The organism is Collimonas sp. GW821-FHT02H07, assembly GCF_059421505.1.
Map to the genome: position 1 here is coordinate 592,507 of NZ_JBWKVC010000001.1, position 26,240 is coordinate 618,746.

17 protein-coding genes and 1 tRNA gene are annotated in these 26,240 nt (G+C 58.2%); 12 read left to right on the forward strand and 6 right to left on the reverse strand.

Annotated elements, in window-relative coordinates; all coding sequences use genetic code 11:
• Window positions 1-55: 55 nt before the first annotated feature.
• The 3 genes from AC07V8_RS02490 (at window position 56) to AC07V8_RS02500 (ending at window position 10,135) form a co-directional block, all read left to right on the forward strand.
• Complete coding sequence (locus tag AC07V8_RS02490) at window positions 56-9,235, forward strand: two-partner secretion domain-containing protein (protein ID WP_494676799.1); 9,180 nt, start codon at window positions 56-58, stop codon at window positions 9,233-9,235.
• A 10-nt stretch (window positions 9,236-9,245) separates the two neighbouring features.
• Window positions 9,246-9,524 (forward strand): hypothetical protein, encoded by a 279-nt coding sequence (locus AC07V8_RS02495; protein ID WP_494676798.1) that lies wholly within the window; start codon window positions 9,246-9,248, stop codon window positions 9,522-9,524.
• A 257-nt stretch (window positions 9,525-9,781) separates the two neighbouring features.
• Complete coding sequence (locus AC07V8_RS02500) at window positions 9,782-10,135, forward strand: hypothetical protein (protein WP_494676797.1); 354 nt, start codon at window positions 9,782-9,784, stop codon at window positions 10,133-10,135.
• A 344-nt stretch (window positions 10,136-10,479) separates the two neighbouring features.
• On the opposite strand, the gene AC07V8_RS02505 is transcribed toward AC07V8_RS02500, so the two are convergent.
• Window positions 10,480-10,556: transfer RNA gene (locus AC07V8_RS02505), tRNA-Pro, on the reverse strand.
• 167 nt (window positions 10,557-10,723) lie between these two features.
• Between AC07V8_RS02505 and AC07V8_RS02510 the strand changes: the two genes are divergently transcribed.
• Window positions 10,724-11,845 carry a M14 family metallopeptidase gene (locus AC07V8_RS02510; RefSeq protein WP_494676796.1) on the forward strand — a complete coding sequence of 374 codons (1,122 nt, stop codon included), beginning with the start codon at window positions 10,724-10,726 and terminating at the stop codon, window positions 11,843-11,845.
• A gap of 81 nt (window positions 11,846-11,926) precedes the next feature.
• Entirely contained in the window at window positions 11,927-12,268 is a 342-nt protein-coding gene (locus AC07V8_RS02515) for a hypothetical protein (protein ID WP_494676795.1), read from the forward strand.
• A 169-nt stretch (window positions 12,269-12,437) separates the two neighbouring features.
• Here AC07V8_RS02515 and AC07V8_RS02520 read toward each other — a convergent pair whose 3' ends face one another.
• From AC07V8_RS02520 to AC07V8_RS02540, 5 genes are all read right to left on the reverse strand, one after another.
• Window positions 12,438-13,718, reverse strand: a complete 1,281-nt coding sequence (locus tag AC07V8_RS02520) for a DUF2863 family protein (protein ID WP_494721445.1) — start codon at window positions 13,716-13,718, stop codon at window positions 12,438-12,440.
• A gap of 324 nt (window positions 13,719-14,042) precedes the next feature.
• The gene (acnA, locus tag AC07V8_RS02525) at window positions 14,043-16,754 is read right to left on the reverse strand and encodes an aconitate hydratase AcnA (RefSeq protein WP_494676793.1); all 2,712 of its coding nucleotides are present in this window, start codon (window positions 16,752-16,754) and stop codon (window positions 14,043-14,045) included.
• 89 nt (window positions 16,755-16,843) lie between these two features.
• On the reverse strand, window positions 16,844-17,341 hold the full coding sequence (locus AC07V8_RS02530) for a hypothetical protein (RefSeq protein ID WP_494676792.1): 498 nt from the start codon (window positions 17,339-17,341) through the stop codon (window positions 16,844-16,846).
• Window positions 17,342-17,397: 56 nt separating this feature from the next.
• On the reverse strand, window positions 17,398-18,375 hold the full coding sequence (locus AC07V8_RS02535) for an HpcH/HpaI aldolase/citrate lyase family protein (protein WP_494676791.1): 978 nt from the start codon (window positions 18,373-18,375) through the stop codon (window positions 17,398-17,400).
• A gap of 110 nt (window positions 18,376-18,485) precedes the next feature.
• Complete coding sequence (locus tag AC07V8_RS02540; RefSeq protein ID WP_061939993.1) at window positions 18,486-19,475, reverse strand: malate dehydrogenase; 990 nt, start codon at window positions 19,473-19,475, stop codon at window positions 18,486-18,488.
• Window positions 19,476-19,946: 471 nt separating this feature from the next.
• On the opposite strand from AC07V8_RS02540, the gene AC07V8_RS02545 reads away from it, so the two are divergent.
• The 7 genes from AC07V8_RS02545 (at window position 19,947) to gltA (ending at window position 26,071) form a co-directional block, all read left to right on the forward strand.
• Window positions 19,947-20,753, forward strand: coding sequence for a GntR family transcriptional regulator (locus AC07V8_RS02545; protein WP_494676790.1), 807 nt, complete (start codon window positions 19,947-19,949; stop codon window positions 20,751-20,753).
• A gap of 182 nt (window positions 20,754-20,935) precedes the next feature.
• Window positions 20,936-21,346 carry a succinate dehydrogenase, cytochrome b556 subunit gene (gene sdhC, locus AC07V8_RS02550; protein WP_494676789.1) on the forward strand — a complete coding sequence of 137 codons (411 nt, stop codon included), beginning with the start codon at window positions 20,936-20,938 and terminating at the stop codon, window positions 21,344-21,346.
• Window positions 21,346-21,714, forward strand: coding sequence for a succinate dehydrogenase, hydrophobic membrane anchor protein (gene sdhD, locus AC07V8_RS02555; protein ID WP_494676788.1), 369 nt, complete (start codon window positions 21,346-21,348; stop codon window positions 21,712-21,714). The genes sdhC and sdhD overlap by 1 nt, the downstream gene beginning before the upstream one ends.
• Window positions 21,715-21,716: 2 nt before the next feature.
• Window positions 21,717-23,495 (forward strand): succinate dehydrogenase flavoprotein subunit, encoded by a 1,779-nt coding sequence (gene sdhA / locus AC07V8_RS02560; RefSeq protein ID WP_494676787.1) that lies wholly within the window; start codon window positions 21,717-21,719, stop codon window positions 23,493-23,495.
• 72 nt (window positions 23,496-23,567) lie between these two features.
• Window positions 23,568-24,281 carry a succinate dehydrogenase iron-sulfur subunit gene (locus AC07V8_RS02565; RefSeq protein ID WP_211440873.1) on the forward strand — a complete coding sequence of 238 codons (714 nt, stop codon included), beginning with the start codon at window positions 23,568-23,570 and terminating at the stop codon, window positions 24,279-24,281.
• Window positions 24,282-24,390: 109 nt separating this feature from the next.
• Window positions 24,391-24,660, forward strand: coding sequence for an FAD assembly factor SdhE (locus tag AC07V8_RS02570; RefSeq protein ID WP_098497790.1), 270 nt, complete (start codon window positions 24,391-24,393; stop codon window positions 24,658-24,660).
• Between the two features lie 106 nt (window positions 24,661-24,766).
• Complete coding sequence (gene gltA / locus AC07V8_RS02575) at window positions 24,767-26,071, forward strand: citrate synthase (RefSeq protein WP_211440875.1); 1,305 nt, start codon at window positions 24,767-24,769, stop codon at window positions 26,069-26,071.
• Window positions 26,072-26,240 lie beyond the last annotated feature (169 nt).

A 26,240-nucleotide genomic window follows, 5' to 3' on the forward strand; every position in this document is an offset into this window, starting at 1 on the left:
GCGCAAGCACGGTCTCAATCATATTGCATCAATAAAAAAAGAAATCAGGGAAACCATGCATCGTTCGCTCCGTCAATTGCTGTCTCGTCTGGACCAATCGCGTCTGTCCACCGCACTACGCCTTGAACTACCTGTTAATCGATCTGGATCGATGGAGCAGGGCGCGCTTGGATTATCGCAGGATGGCGCACCGCAAGTGCAGCCCTGGCAGCGTGCGGTTGCCGCGACCCTGGCTGCGATATTGTGGCTGGCGCCCTTGCAGGTGACCTGGCACAACGCGACGCAGTCGGCGGGTCAATTGGCTGTCAGCGCGGAGCTGCAGCAGGCCAGGAACGCAACGGTTGACTGGCAATTTTTTGCGGGGCAGTTGAAGCAGAACGTGCTGGAAGCACAGCACAGCGGCAACTGGGTGCCGCTGCAAGCGCAGCTGGAACAGCAACTACCCGGGATGACGCGCGCACTGTTGGCGAAAGCGGAAGCGGGTTTGCCGTCGGTGCAATTCGGCCCGCACAGCGCTATGGCAGCGCCGATTACCGACCCTAATGCGCCGATCCGGTTTCAACCGCAGATCACCAGCAGCGCCGGTCCAAATGGGTCTGTTCCGGTGGTCAATATCACCCAGCCGAACGCAAACGGCATTTCGTTGAATCAATACAGCGCCTTTAATGTTGATGCTGTCGGCTTGATTTTGAATAACAGCTTGACGGCAGGGGGCAGTTTATTGGGCGGGAATGTCGCTGCCAATCCGTTCTTGGGCGGCCGCACCGCGACCCAGATTATCAATCAGGTGACCTCGCAAGGAAGCCCGAGCAATATTTTTGGCACCATCGAAGTGTTTGGCGCACCCGCCTCGGTGATCGTGATCAATCCGAATGGTGTGAACTGCACCAGCTGCGGCGTGACGAACGCGCCGCATTTCACCTTGACTACTGGCACGCCGCAGTTCCTGAGCGGCCCCGGTGGCACGGCTACATCGTTCGACAATGCCAGCGCATTGGCGTACAACGTGCAAGGCGGACATATCCAGATCGAAGGTCTGCCTGGCGCCGACGGCAAGCCGGGCGCCGGCATTGAAGGAACGGTCGGCGCAATTGATCTGATCGCGGGTAGCATCGGCGTCAACGCGCCACTGTATGCTGGCCAGCAGATTAATCTGATTAGCGGCCAGCAGGTCGTCGCGCAGTCCCAGCCGGGACAGGGGAGGGCCGGTAGCGATTATCAGGTCAGCAGCAACGGCACCAACACGGCTGCGAGCAACACCTCCGCTCAAAATGCTCTGCAAATCGATGCCAGTGCCTTCGGCGCGATGCAATCAGGCCAGATTAAAATTATTGGAACCAGCCAGGGGCTGGGAGTACGTAATGACGGCACGCTCACTTCGAGTGTCGGGGCAACGTCAATTGATGCGAATGGCGATATCCGGGTTGGCACCACCTACGGTAAGACTACCGTCGACATTACGTCGACTGGCAATGTCACGGCCAACGGCGATAGCCTGGGCGAGCAGGGCGTCACGATTGCCGCGAACGGCAATGTACAGGCCAATGGCAGCCTGCAGTCCCATCAGAATGTCAACCTGCAGGCCGGCGGGAATATCACAGGCGCCGGCGGGGCGGTAGCGGACAACAGTATTACGGCCACGGCGGGTAATTCGATCAACCTGGGCGGCAAGCTTCAGGCCGGCAATGCACTCAGCCTGACTGCGCTGGGTCATGACGGTACCGGCGATATTATTCTGGGCGGCAGCGTGACGGCGCCGAACGTGACAACACTGAATGCAGCACGCGACATCACGATCGACGGCAGTATCACCAGCGCCACGGCACTGGCGCTGGCCGCCACGCGCAATCTGACCATCAACGGCACGGCCGGCGCGGTGGGCGATTTGAGCCTGCAAGGCAAACAAGGCGGCGTCACTACCACCGGCAACGTGGTCAGTTCCAGTGGCAACGTCAACGTTCTGGCCAACACAGACGCCAATCTGGGCGGCCAGGTCTATGCGGCGCAAAGCGCCCAGCTGCAAAGCCAACACGGCAGCATCAACGTTGGCGGGTCGCTGGCGGCGCAACAGCAGATCAACGCGACTGCAGCGAACAACGTCACGCTGGGCGGCAGCACGCAGTCCGGCGGCAATACCAGCATCACCGCGACCAGCGGCAGTGTCGCGCTCAACGGTGACCTGACTTCCGGTGGCGCGGCGCTAGTGCAGGCAGGGCAAAATATCACCGGCACCGGCAAGCTGACGGCGCTCACTGACACGATTTTGACGGCAGGGCAGGCGATCGCGATTGGCGGCCAGCTGCAAACGGGCGGTAATTTAACGGCGACTGCTGGTCAGAATGTATCGTTGGCAGCGGTCACCGCTGGCGGCAATAATGGCGGCAGCGCCAATTTGCAAGGCGCCAACGTCAGCTTGTCGGGACCAACGACGGTCGGCAACGCCAGCGGCGGCAATTTAACGATTGCCGCCAGCAACGACGCTACCCTGGGCGGTCAGACTCAGACTACGGGTAAGTTGCAAGTCAACGCCGGACGCGACATCGCGGTCACCGGCGGCACGCTGTCGAATGGCGCGACGACCTTGAACGCGACCCGCAATCTGGGCGTCGGCGGCACGGTCATTGCCCTGGGCGACACGAACCTGACGGCACAAAACGGCACGTTGAGCACGACCGGCAGTGTGTTGGCCTTGTCTGGATTGAACGCCACCTCTGGCGGCGATTTGACTCTTGGCGGCCAAGTCTATGCGCAAAATGCAGCCGTTCTGCAAAGCCAGCACGGCAATCTGACGGTTGGCGACGACGTCAATGCGCAAGACAGCCTGCAAGCCGTTGCGGCGAATAACGTCACCTTGGGCGGCAATACCCAGGTCGGTAAAGACACGACGATCACAGCTCAAAATGGTAATGTCACCTTGGCCGGCAATCTGGCCGGTCACGGTGCAGGCGCACTGACTGCCGGCGGCAACATTGCTGGCGCTGGCAATACCCAGTTCACCAACGACGCCAAACTGACGGCCGCCAAGGATATCGCGCTGGCCGGCACGGTCGGTGTTGGCGGTAATTTGAGCGCAACAGCCGGTAACAACCTGGGCCTGGGCGCCACGACGGTGCTGGGCAATGCAACCTTGGCTGCCACACAGGGCAATGTCGCCCTGAACGGCGCGACGACAACGGGCGGCAACCTGCAAGCCAATGCAGGCACGGACCTGGTGGCCGCCGGCGCCGTCAACAGTTTGCAAAATGTGAGCCTCAGCGCTGGCCGCAACCTGACGACGCAAGGCACAGTCGGCGCCAGCAATAATTTGACGGCGACGGCCGGCCAGACTCTGGCGTTGAACGGTGTGACCACCAGTCTCGGCGATAGCACCCTAAGCGGATCGAACATCGCCACCGGAGGCGATTTGAATGTCGGCGGCAAGTTGCAAGCCACCGCACAAAACAGTCTCAACCTGACAGGCGGCCTGCTGACCGTGGGCCATGACGCCAATCTGACGGCCACAGATATCACCCTGGGCGGCGCTGCGAGCGCGACCAGCATCACCGCGGCGAACCCGCATCCAGTGAACGCCATCGGCGGTAACTTGACCGCGACGGCCAGCAACAGCGTCACCACGGATAACGTTGGTGTCGTCAAGGGCAGCGCGGCCTTGAACGGCGCCAACAGCGTCACCAACAACGGCAACTGGTTAGCGGCTGGCGACGTCAATATCGCAACCAAGCAAGCCAATAACGGTGCTGGCGCCGCCCTGCAATCCCTGGGCACGACCACCATCAATGCCGCCGACCTGACCAACGCGGGCACGGTCTATGGCGTGAACACCAACGTCAACGCGACCAACAGCATTGTGAATACCAACGGTGCATTGCTGGCGCGCGACAACCTGAACCTGGTGACCAACACCTTCGCGGCCAATCAAGGCGGGTTGCTGTTTGCCGGCGACACCAGTGCTGTATCCACTGCGCCGCCGGGCTCTGGCAATGTCAGCCTGACCGTCAATGGCGGAGCAGGTAGCTTCGATAACACTGGCGGCCAGATCCTCGCATCGAATAACGTTACCCTGAAACTGCCGAACCAAAACATCGACCCGACCGCGGCGAGCTTCGGCAAAGTCGACCTGAACGGCACGCTGACCCTGATTGCCAACACGATCAATGTGAACGGCAACTGGAATCTGCCTGGATCGGGCCTGAATCTGCAGGCGACCAATGCGTTTACGAATACCGGTACGATTCAGAAATCCGGGGACATCTCCATCAGCGGTGCTTCCTTTACCAATAGCGGCAGTGTCATCGCCGGCAACGACGTGACCTTGAACGGCGTCGTGACCAATCAGGCCGGCGGGGTGATCCACGCCGACCGTGACGTCAACCTGGGCGGCACAGTCACCAACGCCGGCAAGGTCGAGGCGGTGCGCGACGTGAATCTCTCGGGCGCGAGTTACGACAATACAGGCGGCACTACGACGGCCAATCACGATGTGAATGCGACGCTGGCAGGTAGCCTGACCAACGTCGGCAGCAGCATCACCGCGGCCAACAACGTCAACATCAACGCCGCCTCCGTCAACAACAATCGCGCAGCGCCGGTAGATCTGCAAAATACGACCACCACCATCAGCGATCCGACCCTGTTGCTGTCGACCGTGGTCGGCACCAAGCCGGTCCTGGTTTCCGGCGGCTGCAGCGGCGACAATTGCCAGCCCGATACCTACGTGCAGCAAAACGTCACCCTGGGTGACTTGAGCCCCAACTTGACGACGGGGACGATCCAGGCAACCGAAGTTGCTCTGGAAGGGCCGGCAGGCACCTGGTACTTTGCCGGCGAGAATCCAAATTACATTTACAGTGGCGCGCCCAAGCAGATTTTTACACTGCCGACAGTGCAGACTACGGTACAAAGCCAGACCAACGGCCAGCAGGGACTGATCACCGCCGGTAACACCACCAGCATTACCGCCAACAGCTTATCTAACCGCGGCAGCACCATCAGCGGCAATAATGTGGTGCTGAATGTACAGAGCCTCGATAACGGCCGTTCCGACACCATCATCACCTCCAAGACGGCTACCTCCGTCAACCAGGGGGAACTCAACAGTTTCATGACGCAGTTGAATGCGCTGGGAACAAGCATCGTCGGCCAGCACGATGCGCCGTGCCCGGGTGAGGCGCAGGGCGGTTGTACCTCGACAGTCTTGCCGCCGACACTGACGCCGACACCGACCGCCAGCGTGGTGGCGCCGAGCACCGGCGGCACCACCACGGCGCTGGGCGTGCGCGGCCAGATCGTGGCGAACCAGGATCTGAGCATCAGCGGCGGCAACCTGGTCAATGCGGGCAATATCGTCGCCGGCCGGGACGTCACCTTCAACGTGGCCGGCCTGACCAACCAGGGCGAGACCAGCTACAACGTCATTACGCAAGGCAGCCTGGTGGTGGCCAATCCGACCGGGCCATTCTCGACCAGTGATAATTTCAATCCGCTTTCGCAGAGCATCGTGATTACGCAGGATCCGGCGACGATTGTGGCAGGGCGTAACTTGAGCATCACTGCAGGTAATGTCACCAATAACAATGCGAATTTGGCAGCCCTGGGAAATGTCAGCATCACCAGCCCAGGTACGGTCAGCAATCTGTCGGGTACGATCCAGGCCACGAACGGCGACGTCAGCATCAATGCAGCGACCTTGAATAACGAGCGCAGCGGCGGCACCGTGGGCCTGCAATCACGCCAGACCACATTTGCCGGGCAGACCGTCGCCGATCTGAACCAGGATTTCTTCGGCGTGACGGAACAAGCCGAAACGACCCAGGCGGGCGTCATCAATGGCGCGCGCAATGTCACGATCAACAGCGCCACCTTGAACAACAACGGTAGCCTGATCAATGCCGGACAGAATACCAATATCACCGTCACCAGCGCACTGAACAACAATGCGGATGTACTGGCGGTCACCAGCTACCACAGCCATGTCGAAAACCATTGCAGCCTGGGTTCGTGCGACCACGTGCGCGAGAACGATCCGGTCAACAACAATACGCCGAACCAATCCAACAGCATCATTCAGGCAGCCGGAAGCCTGAACGTCAACGGCCAGGGCGGTCAGTACGCCTCCCTGCAGAACACCGGTACCATTACTGGCTACCAGGTCAACCTGACCGGCAGCAACATCACTAACGGTTATACCAATCCGCAAGTCATGACGCCGGCGGGTTCTGCCCCGAAAAACATCATTCCGCTGGGACCGATTGGTGTGCCGACTGCAGCGACGAACGCCCAGAACGGCGCCAATCAGGCTGCCGGCGCGGGTGGTGCTACAGGTCAGGTGAACGCCAATCCGAATGTGGGGCCGCAGGCATTGATACCGGATCAGATTGCCACTGCCAGCAACGGTAGCGGTGCCACATCCACCGCGGCCATCGGCAGCCAGGGTTTCGCGACGGCGCTGACCTCGACTGTGGGTAACGGCAATTTCCACTTTACTGCCGGCACGCCAGCAGGGCAGGGTGGCTTGCCGACTCAGAGCACCAAGAACGATCCAAAATATGTGATCACCAATCCTGCCAGCAATGTGCTGGGTGGGTTGACGCCGCAAGTCCTACTGAACAATCTGCCGGCGGCATTGCAGCCGAACGGCTCAGTACCGTTCTACTTTGATCCATTTACGGAAGACCAGCAGTTGCAGCAAGCCGCATTGGCGCAGACCGGCAACGCCAGCTTCGTCAGCGGCGTGCAGTGGGACAGCAAGAATCAAGTGAGCCTGGCTGATCAGCAAAAGGCGGTCTTGTACAGCAACGCGATCAACTACGCGACCGAAAACAATATCCAGCTGGGACAAGCGCTGTCGCAACAGCAGATCAATGCGCTGACCGCGCCGATGCTGTGGTACGTCGAACAGGCCGTGCCGGATCCGAATTGCAAAGCCACGGGCACCTTCCAGTGCGGCACCATCAATGCGTTGATGCCGCAGGTCTATCTGCCGCAAGCCACGCAAGGCGCGCTGGCAGGTGGCGTGATCCAGGGTAATCAGGTCACCCTGACGGCCACCGGCACCGGCGACGCCGACCATCCGAACGGCACGGTGACCAATACCGGTTTCATCAGCGCCCAGCAACTGATCATCAACGCGCAACAGCTCAACAACGAGGCGCGCAACGCCGATATTGGCGTACAGACCTACCGCACCGACAAGCAGGGCTATACCAAGGTCACCGGCGACGAAGTCCAGCCGGGCGGCTTCCTGTCGGCGGCCAACTATCAGCTCAATGTCGATCGCGTCAACAGCATTAGTGGACAGTTCCAGCAGCTCAATGCCGATGGTACTGTCAACCAGGCCGGAAGCCAGGCGTTGCTGGACGGGCTGAAACAGCAGCTCGGCGGCGACTTCACGCAATCGACGGCGACAAACCATATTCAGCAGGAATGGGTGCAAACGAAGAAAGCCGATCCGACGACAACCATCGTAATCATTGCAGCAGCGATTGCATTGAGCATTGTCACTGCTGGCACAGCCGGAGTTGCCCTTGCCGGCGCTATCGGAGCAACTGGTGTTACCGGCTCAGCGGTAGCTGCAGCGGTTGGGGCAATGGCGAGCAGTGCCTTTACTCAGCTTGCTACGACCGGTAGCTTGGATCTCGGCACAACCTTCGAGGCCGGCGCGATTGGTGGTATTACGGCGGGATTAACGCAGGGGATTACCTACGACAGCGGCAGCTTAGGTATGACCAACAGTCTGACGGATCCGAACAGTCTCGCTAACCTGGGCGGTGCGCAAAGCGTAGGGAATGGACTGACCGGCAGTACGGTGACACAAGCCGGTGCTTCGACTGCGACTACGCTAGGAACACGCATTGGTGCTGTCGTCGCCGATAGCGCGATTAGTGCCGGGGTACAAACTATTATTGGTGGCGGCAGCTTTGGTAGTGCGTTCAAAAATAGCCTGATTCAGGCTGGAGCGGCGGCTGGAGCGAATTTTATTGGTGTCACAACTGATACTTATTCGCTCCAAAACGTTAGTGAACATGCATTGCTGGGTTGTGCAGCTGCTGCCTTGGGCGGAAATAGCTGCGCTTCGGGGGCAATTGGTGGTGCAACTAGTGCATTGGTTGCACCGCTCATGGCAAATCTTGTGACAGGAGGTCAAGGTGTTCTTGATGCCAATGGCAAGCAAGATAGCGTCCAACTTGCTGCGATCACGGCGCTCTCAATGCTGGCTGGTGGTGGTGTGGCCGCCGCATTGGGACAAAACGCAACGGTGGCAGCGACGGCCGCACAAAACGAGACGCTGAATAATTCGTGTGGATCGGAAAATCCCAACTGCGGTAATGCTTACGCCAAGGCCGTCGGTGCTGTCGGTACCGTTGTGGGAATGGGTGTTGGCGCCGTGCTTTCCAGTGGGGCTGCAGCAGGAGCCACTGTTCTTACCTCCGGTGGAAATGCTTTTTTTATAGCGCCTGAAGTCGCCGGGGGAACGGCTCTTGGAGGATTGCTCGGGGGGCTAGGCGGGGCAGCGGTTGGCAATTTAGTTGGTAATTTTGTGGATAACACTTCTGGCTTGCTAAACGACCTCTCCAATAGTCTTTTAGGGCCAAGCGGCGTTAATGGAAAACCGATTTCCGCTCCGCAAGGATCGACGGTTATTAGCGGCGCTCCGAATCCCACGCCACAAGCTGGCGGGCCGATATTCACTCCGAACCCCGATCCGCAAGCCAGCGGCCCGCTGTTTAATCCAGGTGACCAGTCTGGGGGGGGCAATAATGTGCTGGTGAATCCGGCACCGCAGCCTCAAGGTCAAGGGGCGAATGTCATATTTAATTCTGGTAGTTCGAATGGCGGATCAAATGGTGCAAATAATATACCGGCACCGCCTAATACCTATACAGTTTATCCACTCGGTCCTGGTGCTGCGAACGGACCATTACCTCCCGGGTATGTCACCGTTTCACGTTGGGTATCTCCGGCAGAGGCCGCACTTTGGGTGCAGAATCAAGGAACGGCTATACCGTCAGCAGTGCCGCAAAACGGCACTCCTCAGGTGTATGTAACGACAGCTGGTGCTGCATATCCACCAGGAGCAAATGGGACCATACGTATCGACTTTGCTGTGCCTGGTGCCATGCTGCAGCCCGGGAATGCGTCAAATAATTTTCAAATATTGCAGCCGTCTTCGAGTACGCCGACTTATAACGTAAAGATCAATGTGCCAAATGGGGTAGTTCTCCCCAAGGCCAAATAGGAGCATGAATATGCGAATATCTTCTGATTTCGGGATCGTCATTCGCCGAGAGGCGCTAAAAGAAAAATCTGTAAATCTGTCTCTGATACTTACCGAGTTTCATTTTGATCGGTATTTTGATGAGTCCGAAAATTTTATTTCACTTGGCCCATTTTTTGGTGGAGATGCTGCTGACGATTGCATGAGATCTCTTGAAAAAAATGGGCTTGTTTATATTGACGATTTTTTTATTTTTACAGGTGATTTTCCACAATGGTGCAGGTTCGAAGCGTTTCGCTCCGGCGAGTAGCAGTGTTCTGGTGAAAGGCGGGCCGATATTCACGCCGAACCCCGGTCCGCAAGCTAGCAATCCGATAACTACCCCAGTTGACCAGTCTGGAGGCAATAACGTGCTGGTGAATCCATCCGCACAACCTCAAGGACCAAGCGTTATATATAATTCTGGGAATTCTGGGAATATTGGTGGCAATGGGACATCATCTTCGAGTAATGCTACAAATAGTACCGCCGGATCTACTCCGATGATCAATGGTGTTACTGTAGTAGATGCCAGAGCAAAACATTACCCTTACAAGCGTCACGAAAAAACTGGGGCAAACAGCGGAGCATAATAATATCGCTCAAGGCTTAAAGAATCTCGCTACAGGCGACGACTTCGCTTACCTCAATGCTTTGGCCAATCATAGCAAACATCGAAGCCCCATCAAGCCAGCATTGTGGCTGGATATAACAGACAGAAACCGAGAGCAATTTACTCTGCAGTTCCAAGATTTTACCTACAAGGGAAGCTCGTATCCGCGACGACTCATTCCTTCGGTCAACCGAGCACTCAAGAGCCTAAGCAACTCGGGAAAGCTGGCGAACGCAGCGGCAATTGATTGCCACGTTCGCGAGGGTTGATTCCAAACAGTCGCAATTTGAGAGCATTGACCGAGGCCGCAGGAAGCATCACTCGCAGTCGGTTTGATACGAATTGTTCCTAGGTGAGGCACGAGGGGAAACTCTACTGCACATGCATGCCGTTAAAACGAAGAGCACTAAAACCCGCCAGTAGCGCATTGAAGGTTTACTTCCCAAGCGTGGTCCGTTTTTAGCGAAAATTCTTCTGATGGCGTTATTGACTTGACCGCAAAGTGAGAAGATTCAGTGCAGCAGCATCTCATTTCGTTGGGGGCAAAGTTGGGGGGAAATCCGGAAAAATGAAAAAGGCCAATCCGAAGATTGGCCTAAGTCATTGATTCAATTGGTCGGGGCGAGAAGATTCGAACTTCCGACCCCTTGCACCCCATGCAAGTACGCTACCAGGCTGCGCTACGCCCCGACAAGCCTGTTATTATATCAGGCCTAGTTGCTTTGTTCCCAACGGAATGCAAAGAATCTAAAAAATTTTTCCACCGATTATCCGGCCTGTGTTGCTGCCGATCCTTGCGTCATTATTCAGCTTGATTGGCCAGCACATCTTGCCGATGATCCTCATCCAATAATCTTATGTCAATAAAAATTAGCCAGCAGTTCGACGCCGCCGCGATTGAAGTCGTGCGCGCGGATAGTCCTCAGCAAATCGAATTGAAAATCCGCAGCGATTCGCATGCCGATTTCACGCAGTGGTTTTATTTCCGCCTGCAGGGCGCGCGCGATGAGGATTGCAGCATCCGTTTCCTGAACGCCGGCGCCACGACCTATCCGAAGGGCTGGGAAAATTACCAGGCGGTGGCCAGCTACGATCGGGAAAACTGGTTCCGCGTGCCGACCAGCTTTGACGGTCAGGTCATGACCATCAGCCACACGCCGGACTACGACAGCGTCTACTACGCTTACTTCGAGCCGTATTCCTGGGAGCGTCACTTGGCGTTGCTGGGGCAGGCTGAGCAATCGCCGCTGGCGCGGGTGCTGGATATCGGCAGCACGGTCGATGGCCGCGACATGAATGTGCTGGTGATCGGCAATCCCGAGGCGGCCAAGAAGGTCTGGGTCATCGCCCGCCAGCATCCGGGTGAAACCATGGCGGAATGGTTCGTCGAAGGCATGGTCGACGCCTTGCTGGACAGCGCCAATCCGCTGGCCACCAAAGTGCTGCAGCACGCGGTGTTCTACATCGTGCCGAACATGAATCCGGACGGTTCGGTGCGCGGCAACCTGCGCACCAATGCGGCAGGCGCCAACCTGAACCGTGAATGGATGACGCCGTCGCTGGAGCGCAGCCCGGAAGTGTTCGCGGTGAAAAACAAGATCCACGAAATCGGCTGCGATCTGTTCCTCGATGTGCATGGCGATGAAGCCTTGCCGTACATTTTCGTGGCGGGTTCGGAAATGCTGGAAGACTTCAGTCCGCAGCAGGCGCAGGAACAGCAGAAGTTCATCGACGACTTCCAGCGCGCCAGCCCGGATTTCCAGACCGAGTTCGGCTATTCGGCCAGCAAATACAGCAGCGATGTGTTGACCTTGGCGTCCAAATATATCGGCCACACCTTCAAGTGCGTCTCGCTGACGCTGGAATTGCCGTTCAAGGACAACGCCAACCTGCCGGATGCGCAGGTGGGTTGGGATGGTGCGCGCAGCGCCCGGCTGGGCGAGGTAGTGCTGCAGCCAATTTTGCGTGCCTTTGAATAATCATGCGGTAATGAACGGCAGCCAAGGCTGCCGTTTTCATGATGCAGGTGCAATGCGGTTCAAGAAGGCATTGTTTTTTCGATGACGCAAAATATCTACGACGATCCGGCCTTCTTTGAAGGCTATAGCCGGCTCGGACGTTCGCTGCAGGGCTTGGCAGGCGCGCCTGAGTGGCCGGCGCTGCAGGCAATGCTGCCGCCGTTGCGCGACCAGGTCGAAGGGCCGCGCAGCACCAACTGGCTGGCCGAGGGCGTGATCAAGCAGCATCGCACCATCGGTACTTTGCTCAATCTGCTGATCGCTGGCGGTTTCACCATCTGCCATGTCGAGGAATGGGGGCCGAGCGCCGAACAGCTGCTGGCGCGGCCGGAGCTGGAGGAGGAGCGCGACCGTCCGATGATGTTGCTGGTGGCGCGGCGCTGAATTCACGCTATTTTTCGGCATGTACTCCGTAACCCGCGAAGTGGGGTCGGAGTGAAGTTTCTGGAAAAAGCGCGCAAAAACCTCACTCCGACCCCAGTTAGCTGCATATGTGAAACGCGACGAAAACCGGGTTTGGTTGCGTCGCGTTTCATGAAACTCTCAATAGTGCTTAGTGAAAGTGCGCCGACCCGCTCGGCGTATCTTCCGGCGTCTCCGGATGCACCAGATCGCCTTCACGGTCCGGATAGAACGGCGTGCCGCAGTCGTCGCAGAATTCCATCGCGAACAGGTCGGTGTGGCGCTGGATATCGTCGATGCCGCACTCGCGCAGCAGGCTCAGGATCTGTTCCAGCGGGGTTTCCGGTTCGGCCGCGGCGGCGTCGCTGTCGCTGGAGCGGGTGATGATTTCTTCGTTGGCTTCTTCCGGGCCGTACAGCGGCCATACCACGCCGTAGATGATTTCGTTGGTCTGGCCAAGCGAGAAGCCGATGCGGTATTCATCGACGCGGCCGCTTTCCGGCTGCTCGCTGAAGCGGCCGATGCTGGCGTGCAGGTCCTTGGAAGCGATGTCCAGCGTGTGCGACAGGTAGTAGCTGGCGGCGCGCAGCGAGGCAGGGCGGATTTGCAGGTCGGCTTCGCGGCAGGCGGCGTAGTAGGCTTCCGGCAGCAACAGCTGGACGCCGCAGCCCGGCAGCAGGCGCGTCACATTAGGCGTTACCTGCTTGCGCCATTGTTCCAGCGCCAGTTCCTTATCGGTGGCGATGTGGCCGGCTTGTCCGCGCGTCATCTGCCAGCGGAACAGCGGCATGCCGCTTGGCACCACCAGGGCCGCCAGCAGGTAGCGGGTGTCGGCCAGGTAGGGCGCTGTCTGCGGCGGATTGGCCGGGCTGCGTACCGGCGCGGCGCTGAGCGCTGCATGCGACAGCTGCTGCAGCAGGGCGAAGGTGTCGGCATGGCTGCGCGGCAGCTGGTCGATGGCGTACAGCGAGGGCACGATGCCGGTCAGTACCTCGGGCGCCAGGATGTGGGCGTGCAGGTGGGCGCTGATGGCGGTCATGGTGTCGGCCGCAACCGGTCCCGAGCCGATCGAAAAGCGGGTCCATGCCAGCAGCGGAATGCCAATCAGCAGGCAGTCGTACGGCTTGCCCTGGTAGTCGATGCTGCAGGATTCGCTGCAGGCTTCGACCACGTCCATCAGGGCGTCGTAAGCGTCTGGCTGGGCCGGGAACAGCTGTTCCAGGGCGCTGTCGATGGGTTCCTGGTGCTGGGCCTTGAAATGCTTGTTGAGCAACACTTCAATCTCGCGCTCCCAAGCGCGCTCCTCAAGGCGGCTGGAGGCTTGAATCAATGCTTGCGCCAGCTCGGCCAGGCGGTGGCTGTCGGCGGAAAATTTACGGGAAGGTTTTTTTGACGGGCGGCGCATAGTGATTAAAGTAAGGGCTGACAACATAGGGTCAATGTCTTACTGCGCGACCGTAGCGGATGCTTGCATCCAATGCCCGGCAACCGAGATGCTCACATATCCTTGCCGGACATGCTCCGCTGTTCTGCGCTGCCTTCTGGCCTACGACCGTTTGCTGTGAGTTTTTCTGGGACTCAGAGGCAGGAAGACTGCAAGATCCTATTGTAGTGGATTTAATTGGTTATGGAATAAAACTGTTTCAAGGCAGCCAAGCAGGCGATGCGGGTTGCAGAAACGGCAAACGCCGGCAATGCCGGCGTTTGTCATTCAGGCAAACTGCTGCCTGCTATTGTTTCTTGCTATCTGCGTTGCTTATGCTGCCAGCAACTGACGCAGCACGAACGGCAGGATACCGCCGTGCTTGTAGTAGTCGACTTCGATAGGCGTATCGATGCGCAGCAGAACCTTGACTTCCTTGGTTTCGCCGTCGGCACGATGGATCACCAGGGTAGCGTCTTGCTGTGGCTTGATTTCGCCCTCGATGCCCTTCAGGTCGAACGTTTCGTTGCCGGTGATGCCCAGGGTGTGCACGCTGTCGGTACCGATGAATTGCAATGGCAAGACACCCATGCCGACCAGGTTGGAACGGTGGATACGCTCGAACGAACGCGCAAACACGGCCTTCACGCCCAGCAGCTGGGTACCTTTGGCTGCCCAGTCGCGCGACGAGCCTGTACCGTATTCTTCACCGGCAAACACCATGGTTGGCACGCCGTCCTTGACGTACTGCATCGCTGCGTCATAGATCGAGGTTTCTTCGCCGGTCGGCTGGAACAGGGTGATGCCGCCTTCAACCCGCGAACCGTCCGGTGTCGCCGGGATCATCAGGTTCTTGATGCGAACGTTGGCGAATGTGCCGCGCATCATGATTTCGTGATTGCCGCGACGCGAACCGTAGGAGTTGAAGTCCGCCTTCAACACGCCGTTGGCGATCAGCCATTTACCGGCCGGGCTGGATTCCTTGATGGAGCCGGCTGGCGAAATGTGGTCGGTAGTGATCGAATCGCCGAACACGCCCAATGCACGCGCGCCGGTGATGCCGGTCGCAGCTGCCTTCGGCACCATGGTGAAGTCTTGGAAGAACGGTGGCTCGGCGATGTAAGTCGATTTAGGCCAGTTGTAGACTTCGCCGCCGGCAACGCCCTTGATGGCTTCCCACAGCTTGCCTGGTGCGCCCTTGACGTCAGCGTAGTTGGCTTTGAAGGTCTTGGCGTTCATCGCAAACTTCATCAGCTTGGCGACTTCCTGCGAAGTCGGCCAGATGTCGCCCAGATAAATGTCTTTGCCGCCCTTGCCCTTGCCGACAGGTTCAGTCATCAGGTCGCGCGTCATGTTGCCGGCGATTGCGTAAGCAACGACCAACGGTGGCGAAGCCAGGAAGTTGGAACGGATGTTCGGATGGATCCGCGCTTCGAAGTTACGGTTGCCGGACAGGACAGCCGATGCCACTACGTCGTTCTTGACGATGGCTTCGTTCATGGCTGGCGTCAGGTCGCCGGCATTGCCGATACAGGTGGTGCAGCCGTAGGCAGTGACGCCGAAGCCGAGCTTTTCCAGGTACGGCAGCAGGCCGGCCGCTTCCAGGTATTCGGTGACGACGCGCGAGCCAGGGGCCAGCGAAGTCTTGATGTGCGCAGGCACCTTGAGGCCGGCTTCGACCGCTTTCTTGGCCAGCAAGCCAGCCGCCAGCATGACGCTCGGGTTGGACGTGTTGGTGCAAGAAGTGATGGCAGCAATCAGGACGTCGCCGTTTTGCAGCTTGACGCCGTCAGCGTTGGTGTAAGTCGCGTCCAGGTCTTCCACTTTCTTGTTGAAGCCGTTTTCTGCGATCGGCTTGCTGAACAATTCGGCGAAGTTGGCTTTGACGTTGCCGATTTCGATACGGTCTTGCGGACGCTTCGGACCAGCCAGCGACGGTGCAACGGTAGCCAGGTCGAGTTCGACGACAGTGGTGTAGTCGATGTCGCCAGCCTTTGGAATGCCGTACAGGTTCTGCGCCTTGAAGTAACCTGCGAAGGCGTCGATTTCCGCTTTGCTGCGGCCAGTGCCTTCGAAGTATTCGATAGTCGCATCGTCAACCGGGAAGAAGCCCATGGTGGCGCCGTATTCAGGCGCCATGTTGGCGATGGTGGCGCGGTCGGTCAGGCTCAGCGAGGCGGTGCCTTCGCCGAAGAATTCGACAAACTTGCCAACCACTTTGGCTTTGCGCAGCAGTTCGGTAATGGTCAGCACCAGATCGGTTGCGGTAACGCCTTCACGCAACTGGCCGGTCAGGTTGACGCCGACGACGTCAGGCGTCAGGAAGTAGACCGGCTGGCCCAGCATGCCGGCTTCCGCCTCGATGCCGCCCACGCCCCAGCCGACTACGCCGATGCCGTTGATCATGGTGGTGTGCGAGTCAGTGCCGACCAGGGTGTCCGGATAATAAACCGAATCCTTCTTGTGGACGCCGCGCGCCAGGTATTCCAGGTTGACCTGGTGGACGATGCCAAAGCCTGGTGGAACAACGCCGAAAGTGTCGAATGCCTGCATGCCCCATTTCATGAACTGGTAGCGCTCGTTGTTGCGCTGGAATTCCAGTTTCATGTTGAGGTCGAGCGCTTTCTTTTCACGGAAATGGTCGATCTGCACCGAGTGGTCGACCACTAGGTCGACCGGCACCAGCGGCTCGATGTTCTTGGCGTTCTTGCCCAGGCTGGCGGCGACGTTGCGCATCGCGGCCAGGTCGGCCAGCAGTGGCACGCCGGTGAAGTCTTGCAGCACTACGCGGGCCACGACGAATGGGATTTCGTCGGTGCGGGCGGCGGTTGCGCCCCAGTTCGCGAGCTGCTTGACGTGCTCTTCAGTGACTTTCTTGCCGTCGCAGTTGCGCAGCACGGACTCCAGCACGACGCGGATCGATACCGGCAAGCGCGAGATGTTGACGCCGAGTTTTTTCTCCAGGGCAGGCAAGGAGTAGAACTTGCCTTTCTTGGAATCGGAAATCTTGAATTCCTTGAGTGTGTTCAATGTATTACGGGACATGATATCTCCTGAGATTTCAACTAAGTTAATTTGTTGGGTACAGAGTAATTCGCCGCGCTACGGCGGCTCTTAAACTCTGTCCCGCAATTTTATAAACTGTGTGCCGGGTCAACTGGCGCTGGCGCCGGCATTTCTTCCTGCGCTGCCGATTTGCATTCGTTCGCCAGCTGGTGTCCGGTTTTTGAATCGAGCAAAATGCCCTTGGCCGGGATGCCGATCCAGAGCAGGCCGTACTTGCGGTTTTCAAAACGGTTGGCGCCGGTAGTGGTCGGCACGCGGGTCAGGCGGCGCAGGGTTTTGCCCCAGCGCAGTGCGATGTGCTTGTCGTCTTCTGCATTGGTGAAAATTGTCAGGCTGTTGCCCAGTTCGCATTTGTAATCGACAGTAACCGAAGCCTTGACATCCGGCGTGCCTTCGTCTTCACCGTCGTCCACTTCGGCCGGAGCAGCTTTTGCTGCCGGTTTCTTGGCCGCCTTCTTGGTGGTTTTCTTGGTAGTGGTCTGTGCTTGCGCCTGCGGTGCTGTAACCGCCAGGCTGGCGCACAGCAAGACCAAGGTTGACAAGCTCGTGGACAGAATCTTTCTCATTTCTATTGCTCCGTAGTGCGTCCCGCTACTGTTTTTGAGTAAGCGGCAGGGCGCGGTTATAACAAGGTACTGGTGTTTTCAGGTAGTGCGGCGCCGCTATTTTTTGCCCGCTGCAGAACGCTCCAGTAATAACGGTAACTGGCGCGGTCATGCAGCGTGCCCTCGTGTTGTATCGGTCCCCAATCCGCCTGCTGGGCCGCAAGCAGAATCTGTGCCGCAGTCGCTATCTCGGACTGCGGCGGGGTAAATGCGTTCAGGATCGGCTTGATCTGCTGCGGATGGATGCTCCACATCCGGGTATAGCCGAATTCCGCCCTGGCGCGGGCGGCATCGGCAGCAACGCTGGCGCTGTCCTTGATGTCGGTGGTGACGTTATGCGACGGCACCTTGCCGTGCGCATGGCAGGCAGCGGCGATTTCCAGCTTGGCGCGGGCTACCAGCGGATGGCTGAACTGGCCCGGCGAGTGCATCGCTGCACTGGGAATCGCACCAAAATGGGCGGACACGAAATCCATGATGCCGAACGACAGCGACTGCACCTGTGGTAGCGCGGCGATGGCGAAGACATCGGCCAGCGCGCCGTGGGTTTCTATCAAGACATGGATCGGCAGGTCTATGCGGCCGGCGTGCTTGCTGTGGTGTTCGATCAGGTCGATGGCGGTGCGCACTTCTGCCAGGCTTTCGGCCTTGGGCAGCATCAGGTAGGCCAGCCGGCTGACGGCGCCGCCGTTGCCGCAGATGAATTTGATGTCTTGTTCGAAAAAAGCGCTGCCGCTGTCGTGCACGCGGGCGCCGATGCGTTCGAAGCGGTTATCGTCGCCGGCGACGATGCCGGCAACCAGTTTTGCATGTGCTGCTTCATTACCCGCGCTGGCGCCGTCTTCGCAATCCAGGGTGATGTCGAAGACCGGGCCCATTTCCTGCTGCAGGGCGATCGACTTGCGCATGAGCTTTTCAGCGCCGGCGTAATGATCGCAGACCGGTAGCGAGACCGGTTGTTGCTTGCCTAGGAATAAGACCTGGGTAGGGTGCATTGCGAAGTTTTTTAAAAAAATGCAGAACAAACGAAAACAGGGAAAAGCAAACAAGGTCAAGCGCTGCATGGCAATGGCTGTGTTGCCATGCAGGTACTGCCCGGCGGCGTTTAGCCGACCAGGTGTTTCACGCCGTCACGCTCTTCTTGCAGTTCTTTCAGTGTGAGGTTGATGCGCTCTTGCGAGAAGGCGTCGATTTCCAGGCCCTGGACGATTTTGTATTCGCCGTTTTCGGTGGTGACTGGGAAGCCGAACATGGTGCCTTCAGGGATGCCGTAGGAGCCGTCCGATGGCACGCCCATGGTGGTCCACTTGCCGTTGGTGCCCAATACCCAGTCGCGCACGTGGTCGATCGCTGCGTTGGCTGCCGATGCTGCCGACGACAGGCCGCGCGCTTCGATGATGGCGGCGCCGCGCTTGCCGACTGTCGGCAGGAACACGTCTTTGTTCCAGACCTGGTCGTTGATCAGGTCCTTGACCGATGCGCCGTCGGCTGTCGCGTAGCGATAGTCGGCGTACATGGTTGGCGAGTGGTTGCCCCATACGCACAGCTTTTCGATAGCGGAAACCGGCTTGCCGATCTTGGCCGCAACTTGCGACAGGGCGCGGTTGTGGTCCAGGCGCAGCATGGCGGTGAAGTTCTTGGCTGGCAGGCTAGGCGCCGATTTCATGGCGATGTAAGCGTTGGTGTTGGCTGGATTGCCGACCACCAGCACCTTGACATTGCGCGACGCGACGGCGTCCAGCGCCTTGCCTTGCACCGTGAAGATCTGGGCATTGGCTTCCAGCAGGTCCTTGCGCTCCATGCCTGGGCCGCGTGGGCGGGCGCCGACCAGCAGGGCGATGTCGGCATCCTTGAATGCAGTCATTGGATCGCTGTGGGCAGTGATGCCGGCCAGCAGCGGGAAGGCGCAATCGTCGACTTCCATGATCACGCCTTTCAGCGCCTTTTGTGCTTTTTCGTCAGGGATTTCCAGCAATTGCAGAATGACCGGTTGGTCTTTGCCGAGCAGGTCGCCATTGGCGATGCGGAACAACAGTGAGTAACCGATTTGACCAGCGGCGCCGGTAACGGCAACACGCAGAGGGGACTTAGCCATGTTGAATCTCCAGAGAGGTGATAAAAATATTTGCGGAACAGCGTCGCGCGGATACGTTCAAGGGCCTGCAGAGCATGGCGGATTACGCTTCCGTACGGTCTTGTCCCTGGCCGTCTGATCTCAATAAAAACAAGACGGTTAAATTACAAAAGTCCCAGCCAGATAAAAAGCGGCGACTCTATATGCAACCTCTAATGATACCGGCGAAAAGCGCAACCGTCAGTTTGTTTCGCGTTGATCCGGCGGCTTGAAATTGTCGCCAGGATTGCAGCACGCAACTTCAGGGGCTTCGGCTGGTTCAGCCGGGAAAGCCGGTTGGCGCGCGGCGCAGGCCATCAAATAGTCCTAATGCCCGCGAGTTTAGGCTTGGCAACATGGTATGTCAATCAATATCTTATGTCTTATATAAGACATATCATTGCGCAATTTTTGCTGGACGACAATGGGGGTTTTATGGTGAAATCCGAGGTTATGAGCTCCATCCCGTCCAATCCGAGTAGTGACCCTGCCAGCCCGAGCGCGGCAGCCCCGGGAGCGTCGCCGACTGCTTCCGCGGCAAGCTCCCCGACATTCAGTCCGCTCTATCAGCAAATCAAGGCGCTGATCATGCAGCGCCTGCAGTCCGGCGAGTGGAAATCCGGCGAATTGATCCCCAGCGAAGTCGAACTTGGCAACCGTTTCAAGGTGAGCCAGGGCACCGTGCGCAAGGCGATTGACGAACTGGCGGCGGAAAACCTGCTGGTGCGGCGCCAGGGCAAGGGCACTTTTGTCGCCACCCATCACGAAGCCCGCTCGCAATTCCGCTTCCTGCGCCTGATGCCGGACAGCGACCAACCTCAGGTTACCGATAAAAGAGTGATAGAGCTGAAGCGCCTGCGGGCGCCGGCGGATATCGCGCGCCAGCTCGGCATGAAGTCGGGCGATTCGGTGGTGTATGTCAAGCGCGTGCTGGCGTTCGACGGGGTGCCGACGATACTCGAAGAATTGTGGCTGCCAGGCGCCTTGTTCAAGGCGTTGACGCTGGAGCGCCTGGCTGAGTACAAAGGCCCGATGTACGGTCTGTTTGAAACCGAATTCGGCACGCGCATGATACGCGCGACCGAGCAGATTCGTGCCGCCAGCGCCGATGCGGATGCTGCGCAATTGCTGGCCGTGGAAAAATCATCGCCTTTATTGTGTGTCGAGCGCGTGTCTTTCACTTATGGCGACAAGCCGGTGGAAGTGCGGCGCGGCTTGTATGTCACCAACCGCCATCATTATCAAAACGAATTGAGCTGAAGGCGTAGCGGAATTGACGGTTGCGTGTGAGCGCGGCCGAGAGGTGGCAAAATGGCAAAGTTCGAGAGCCGCAGGGCGATTATTCGCAATAACGAATAATAACTATTGGTGTGCTGCACAAAATCGGCGAAAATTGCGGGATTGCGCTTGCAGTAAATTTTTAAACTGAGGAGAACCCTGTTATGTCTGAAGCCGCGAAACCCAATCGGCCACAGTTTCGTAATATAAACATTACCGAAATTGTCGGTTACCGCTTGCCGCTGGCAGGCATTATTTCGATTTTGCATCGTATTAGTGGCTTGCTGATGTTTTTGCTCTTGCCTTTCATCTTGTTCATGCTGGATAAAAGCCTGGTGTCTGAAAGCTCTTTCGAATATTTCAAAGGCTTTACGTCGGGCTGGTTCGTCAAGCTTGTCATCCTGGCCCTGTCCTGGGCTTACCTGCATCATTTCTGCGCCGGCATCCGCCACCTCGTCATGGACAACCATATCGGCCTGACCAAGGAAAGCGCGCGCAAATCGGCTGCAGGCGTTCTCATCATCAGCGTGCCGCTGGCCCTGATCGTTGCATTGAAATTGTTCGGAGCATTCTAATGGCTGATAACAACAATATCGGCGGTAAACGCCTGGTGGTAGGAGCGCACTACGGTTTGCGCGACTGGCTGGCGCAGCGCGTCACCGCCGTGGTCATGGCGCTCTACACCGTCATTCTGCTGGTTTCTTTTCTGACCGCCAGCAACTTCACCTATGAAGGCTGGGCGGGTCTGTTTTCTCACCAGTGGTTCAAGCTGGCTACTTTCGTGGCGCTGATGGCGCTGTTTTTTCATGCATGGATCGGCGTGCGTGATATCTGGATGGATTACGTCAAGCCGGTCGCCGTGCGCCTGGTCTTGCAAGTTGCCACAATCCTGTGGCTGGTCGGTTGTGCCGGATGGGCGGCGCAGATTTTGTGGAGAGTGTAATCGTGTCAGCAATCAAATCCACAATTCCTACACGCCGCTTTGATGCGGTTATCGTTGGCGCCGGCGGATCCGGCATGCGTGCTTCGCTGCAGTTGGCGGAAGCCGGTTTGAACGTTGCGGTGCTGTCGAAGGTATTTCCTACCCGTTCGCACACAGTGGCGGCGCAGGGCGGCATTGGCGCCTCGTTGGGTAACATGTCCGAGGACAGCTGGTACTGGCACATGTTCGACACCGTCAAGGGCTCGGATTACCTGGGTGACCAGGATGCGATCGAATTCATGTGTCGCGAAGCGCCTAAGGCTGTCTATGAGCTGGAACACTTCGGCATGCCGTTCGACCGCAACGCCGACGGCACCATTTACCAGCGTCCGTTCGGCGGCCACTCGGCCAACTTCGGCGAAAAGCCGGTAGCGCGCGCCTGCGCCGCTGCCGACCGTACCGGCCATGCGCTGTTGCACACGCTGTATCAGCGCAACGTGCGCGCCAAGACGCATTTCTTCGTCGAATGGATGGCGATCGATCTGGTGCGCGATGCCGAAGGCGATGTCATCGGCGTGGTGGCGCTGGAAATGGAAACCGGCGATGTCATGATCCTGGAAGCCAAGACCACCGTGATGGCTACGGGCGGAGCAGGGCGCATCTGGGCGGCTTCCACCAATGCCTTCATCAATACCGGCGACGGCATGGGTATGGCGGCGCGTGCAGGCCTGCCGCTGGAAGACATGGAATTCTGGCAGTTCCACCCGACCGGCGTGGCCGGCGCGGGCGTGCTGATCACTGAAGGCGTGCGCGGCGAAGGCGGGATTCTGATCAACGCCAACGGCGAACGTTTCATGGAGCGCTATGCGCCGACCCTGAAAGACCTGGCGCCGCGCGACTTCGTCTCGCGTTCGATGGACCAGGAAATCAAGGAAGGCCGCGGCTGCGGTCCGAATAAGGATCACGTGATGCTGGACCTGCGCCACATCGGCGCCGAAACCATCATGAAGCGCCTGCCTTCGATTTTGGAAATCGGCCACAAGTTCGCTAACGTTGACGCTCTGAAAGAGCCGATCCCGGTCGTGCCTACCATCCACTATCAAATGGGCGGTATCCCGACCAATGTGTATGGTCAGGTGGTGGTGCCGAAGAACGGCATCCCGAACGCGGTGGTCAATGGCTTGTACGCCATCGGCGAATGCGCTTGTGTATCGGTGCACGGCGCCAATCGTCTGGGCACCAACTCGCTGCTGGACCTGGTGGTGTTCGGCCGCGCGGCCGGCAATCACATTGTCGACAGCAAGCTCAAGGAGCGCAGCAACAAGCCGTTGCCGGCGGATGCAGCCGACGTCGCCCTGGCGCGTCTGGCCAAGCTGGAAACCAGCACCGGTTCCGAGCGCGTGCAAGACGTGGCCGGCGATATCCGCAAGACCATGCAGCACTACTGCGGCGTGTTCCGTACCGACGAGCTGCTGCAGCAAGGCTACAAGGAAATCATGGTGCTGGACGAGCGGCGCAAGCATGTTTCGTTCAAGGACAAGTCCAAGGTCTTCAACACTGCGCGTGTCGAAGCCCTGGAACTGGATAACCTGATCGAAACCGCCAAGGCCACCATTACTTCGGCGGCAGCCCGTAAGGAATCGCGCGGCGCCCACGCGCATCGCGATTATGAAAAGCGTGATGACGAAAACTGGATGAAGCACACCTTGTGGTATTCCGAAGGCAATCGTCTCGACTACAAGCCAGTTGTGACCAAACCGCTGACAGTTGATACGTTCAAGCCAAAGCCACGCACATTCTGATTTGTCGCGGCAGGGCGGCGCACCACATGGTGACTCGCAACTCTGCCGCACAATTAATAAAAAGGTATAGCCATGTCATCACGTACTTTGAAATTCAAAATCTACCGCTACGATCCCGATAAGGATGCCAAGCCTTACATGCAGGACCTGACGGTGGAACTGCTGCCAACCGACAAGATGCTGCTGGATGCCCTGCAACGCATCAAGGCCGACGTCGACGATTCGCTGGCCCTGCGCCGTTCATGCCGCGAAGGCGTGTGCGGTTCCGACGCCATGAACATCAACGGCAAGAACGGCCTGGCCTGCACCACCAACCTGAACGAACTGAGTGAACCCATAGTCCTCAAGCCGTTGCCAGGCTTGCCGGTGATCCGCGACCTGATCGTCGACATGACGCAGTTCTTCAAGCAATACGAGTCGATCAAGCCGTTCCTGATCAACGACAACATCCCGCCGGAAAAAGAGCGTCTGCAATCGCCTGAACAGCGGGAAGAGCTGGACGGCCTGTATGAGTGCATCCTGTGCGCCTGCTGCTCGACTTCCTGCCCGTCGTTCTGGTGGAATCCGGACAAGTTCGTCGGCCCGGCCGGCCTGCTGCAAGCCTACCGCTTCATCGCCGACAGCCGCGACGAAGCCACCGGCGCGCGCCTGGACAACCTGGAAGATCCGTATCGCCTGTTCCGCTGCCGTTCGATCATGAACTGCGTCGATGTCTGCCCTAAGGGTCTCAACCCGAATGCAGCGATTGGCAAGATCAAGGAATTGATGGTACGTCGCGCGGTATAAGCGAGCAGGGCGGCGAGGCTGTTGCGTAGCGCAGCGATCTCCCGCCCTGGTTTTAGAACTGTTCGTCGGCAGCGGCGAACAGAGATATCAAATAGAATAAGCATTCGCCATGACTATCACCCATCAAGCCGATCCTGCTAACCGCGCGCGACTGCGCTGGCGTGCCAGACGCGGTCTGCTTGAAAACGATTTGATCCTGACCCGTTACCTGGATGCAAATGAAGCCAGCATGACGGATGATGACGTCGACGCTTTTTCGCGTTTGATGGAATTGTCAGACAATGAACTAATGGATTTGCTACTAGTCCGCAAAGAGCCGGACGGCCTGCTTGATTTGCCGCAAGTGCATGCCCTGTTAGCGAGAATACGCACTGCTTAAGCTTGTGTCTTCACAGGCGGCGACAGCCGCTGAAGACGCAGCGCAGCTTGCAAACACGTCTTTTGTTTTTTTGATTTAGAGTCACCTTTTGATTGAGGGAAGAGCCATGACCACCGCTGATACAAAAGCCACGCTATCGTTTTCCGATGGCAGCCCATCCGTAGAATTTCCTATTTACAAGGGCACCGTCGGCCCCGAAGTCATCGATATCCGCAAGCTGTACGGCGCTACCGGCAAATTCACTTACGACCCGGGTTTCATGTCGACGGCAGCATGCAATTCGTCGATCACCTACATCGACGGCGACAAGGGCGAACTGCTGTACCGCGGCTACCCGATCGAGCAGCTGGCGGTCAACTGCGACTTCCTGGAAACCTGCTACCTGTTGCTGAACGGCGAACTGCCGACCGCGGCCGAAAAGGAAAAGTTCGACGCCACCGTGACCCAGCACACCATGGTGCACGAGCAGATGCAATTCTTCTTCCGCGGCTTCCGCCGCGACGCGCATCCGATGGCCGTGCTGGTCGGCACTGTCGGCGCCTTGTCGTCGTTCTACCATGATTCGCTGGACATCACCGATCCGCGCCATCGCGAAGTATCGGCGATCCGCCTGATCGCCAAGCTGCCGACCCTGGTCGCCATGGCGTACAAGTACAACGTCGGCCAGCCTTTCGTCTACCCGCGCAACGAACTGTCGTACAGCGCCAACTTCATGCACATGATGTTCTCGACGCCGTGCGAAGAGTACAAGGTCAACGACGTGCTGGTGCGCGCGCTGGATCGCATCCTGACCTTGCATGCCGACCACGAGCAGAATGCTTCGACCTCGACTGTGCGCCTGGCCGGTTCCAGCGGCGCCAATCCGTTCGCCTGTATCGCTGCAGGCATCGCCTGCCTGTGGGGGCCTGCCCACGGCGGCGCCAACGAAGCGGCGCTCAACATGCTGAAGGAAATCGGTACGGTCGACAAGATCCCTGAGTTCATCGCCAAGGTGAAAGACAAGAACTCCGGCGTCAAGCTGATGGGCTTCGGTCACCGCGTCTACAAGAACTTCGACCCGCGCGCCAAGCTGATGCGTGAAACCTGCTACGAAGTGCTGAACGAACTGGGCCTGCATGACGACCCGTTGTTCAAGCTGGCGATGGCGCTGGAAAAAGTGGCGCTGGAAGACGAATACTTCGTTTCCCGCAAGCTCTATCCGAACGTCGACTTCTACTCCGGCATTGTGCAATCCGCGCTGGGGATCCCGACCTCGCTGTTCACCGGGATCTTCGCCATGGCCCGTACCGTCGGCTGGATCGCGCAATGGAACGAGATGATTTCCGATCCTGAGCAAAAAATCGGCCGCCCACGCCAGTTGTTCGTCGGTTCGCCGACCCGTGATGTGCCTGCAATCGACAAGCGCGGCTGATCCTGCGTCAGCAGGCAGGGTTCATTAACATCCTGATACAACACAAAAACAGCGAATCCACGGATTCGCTGTTTGCATTTCTGCAGGTTATGCTATGCTCTTATTCTGTGCCGATTTTTCAGGGCGCAGCGTAGTAAAAACATGTGGTGAGCGTGTTTTGAAGGGCAGG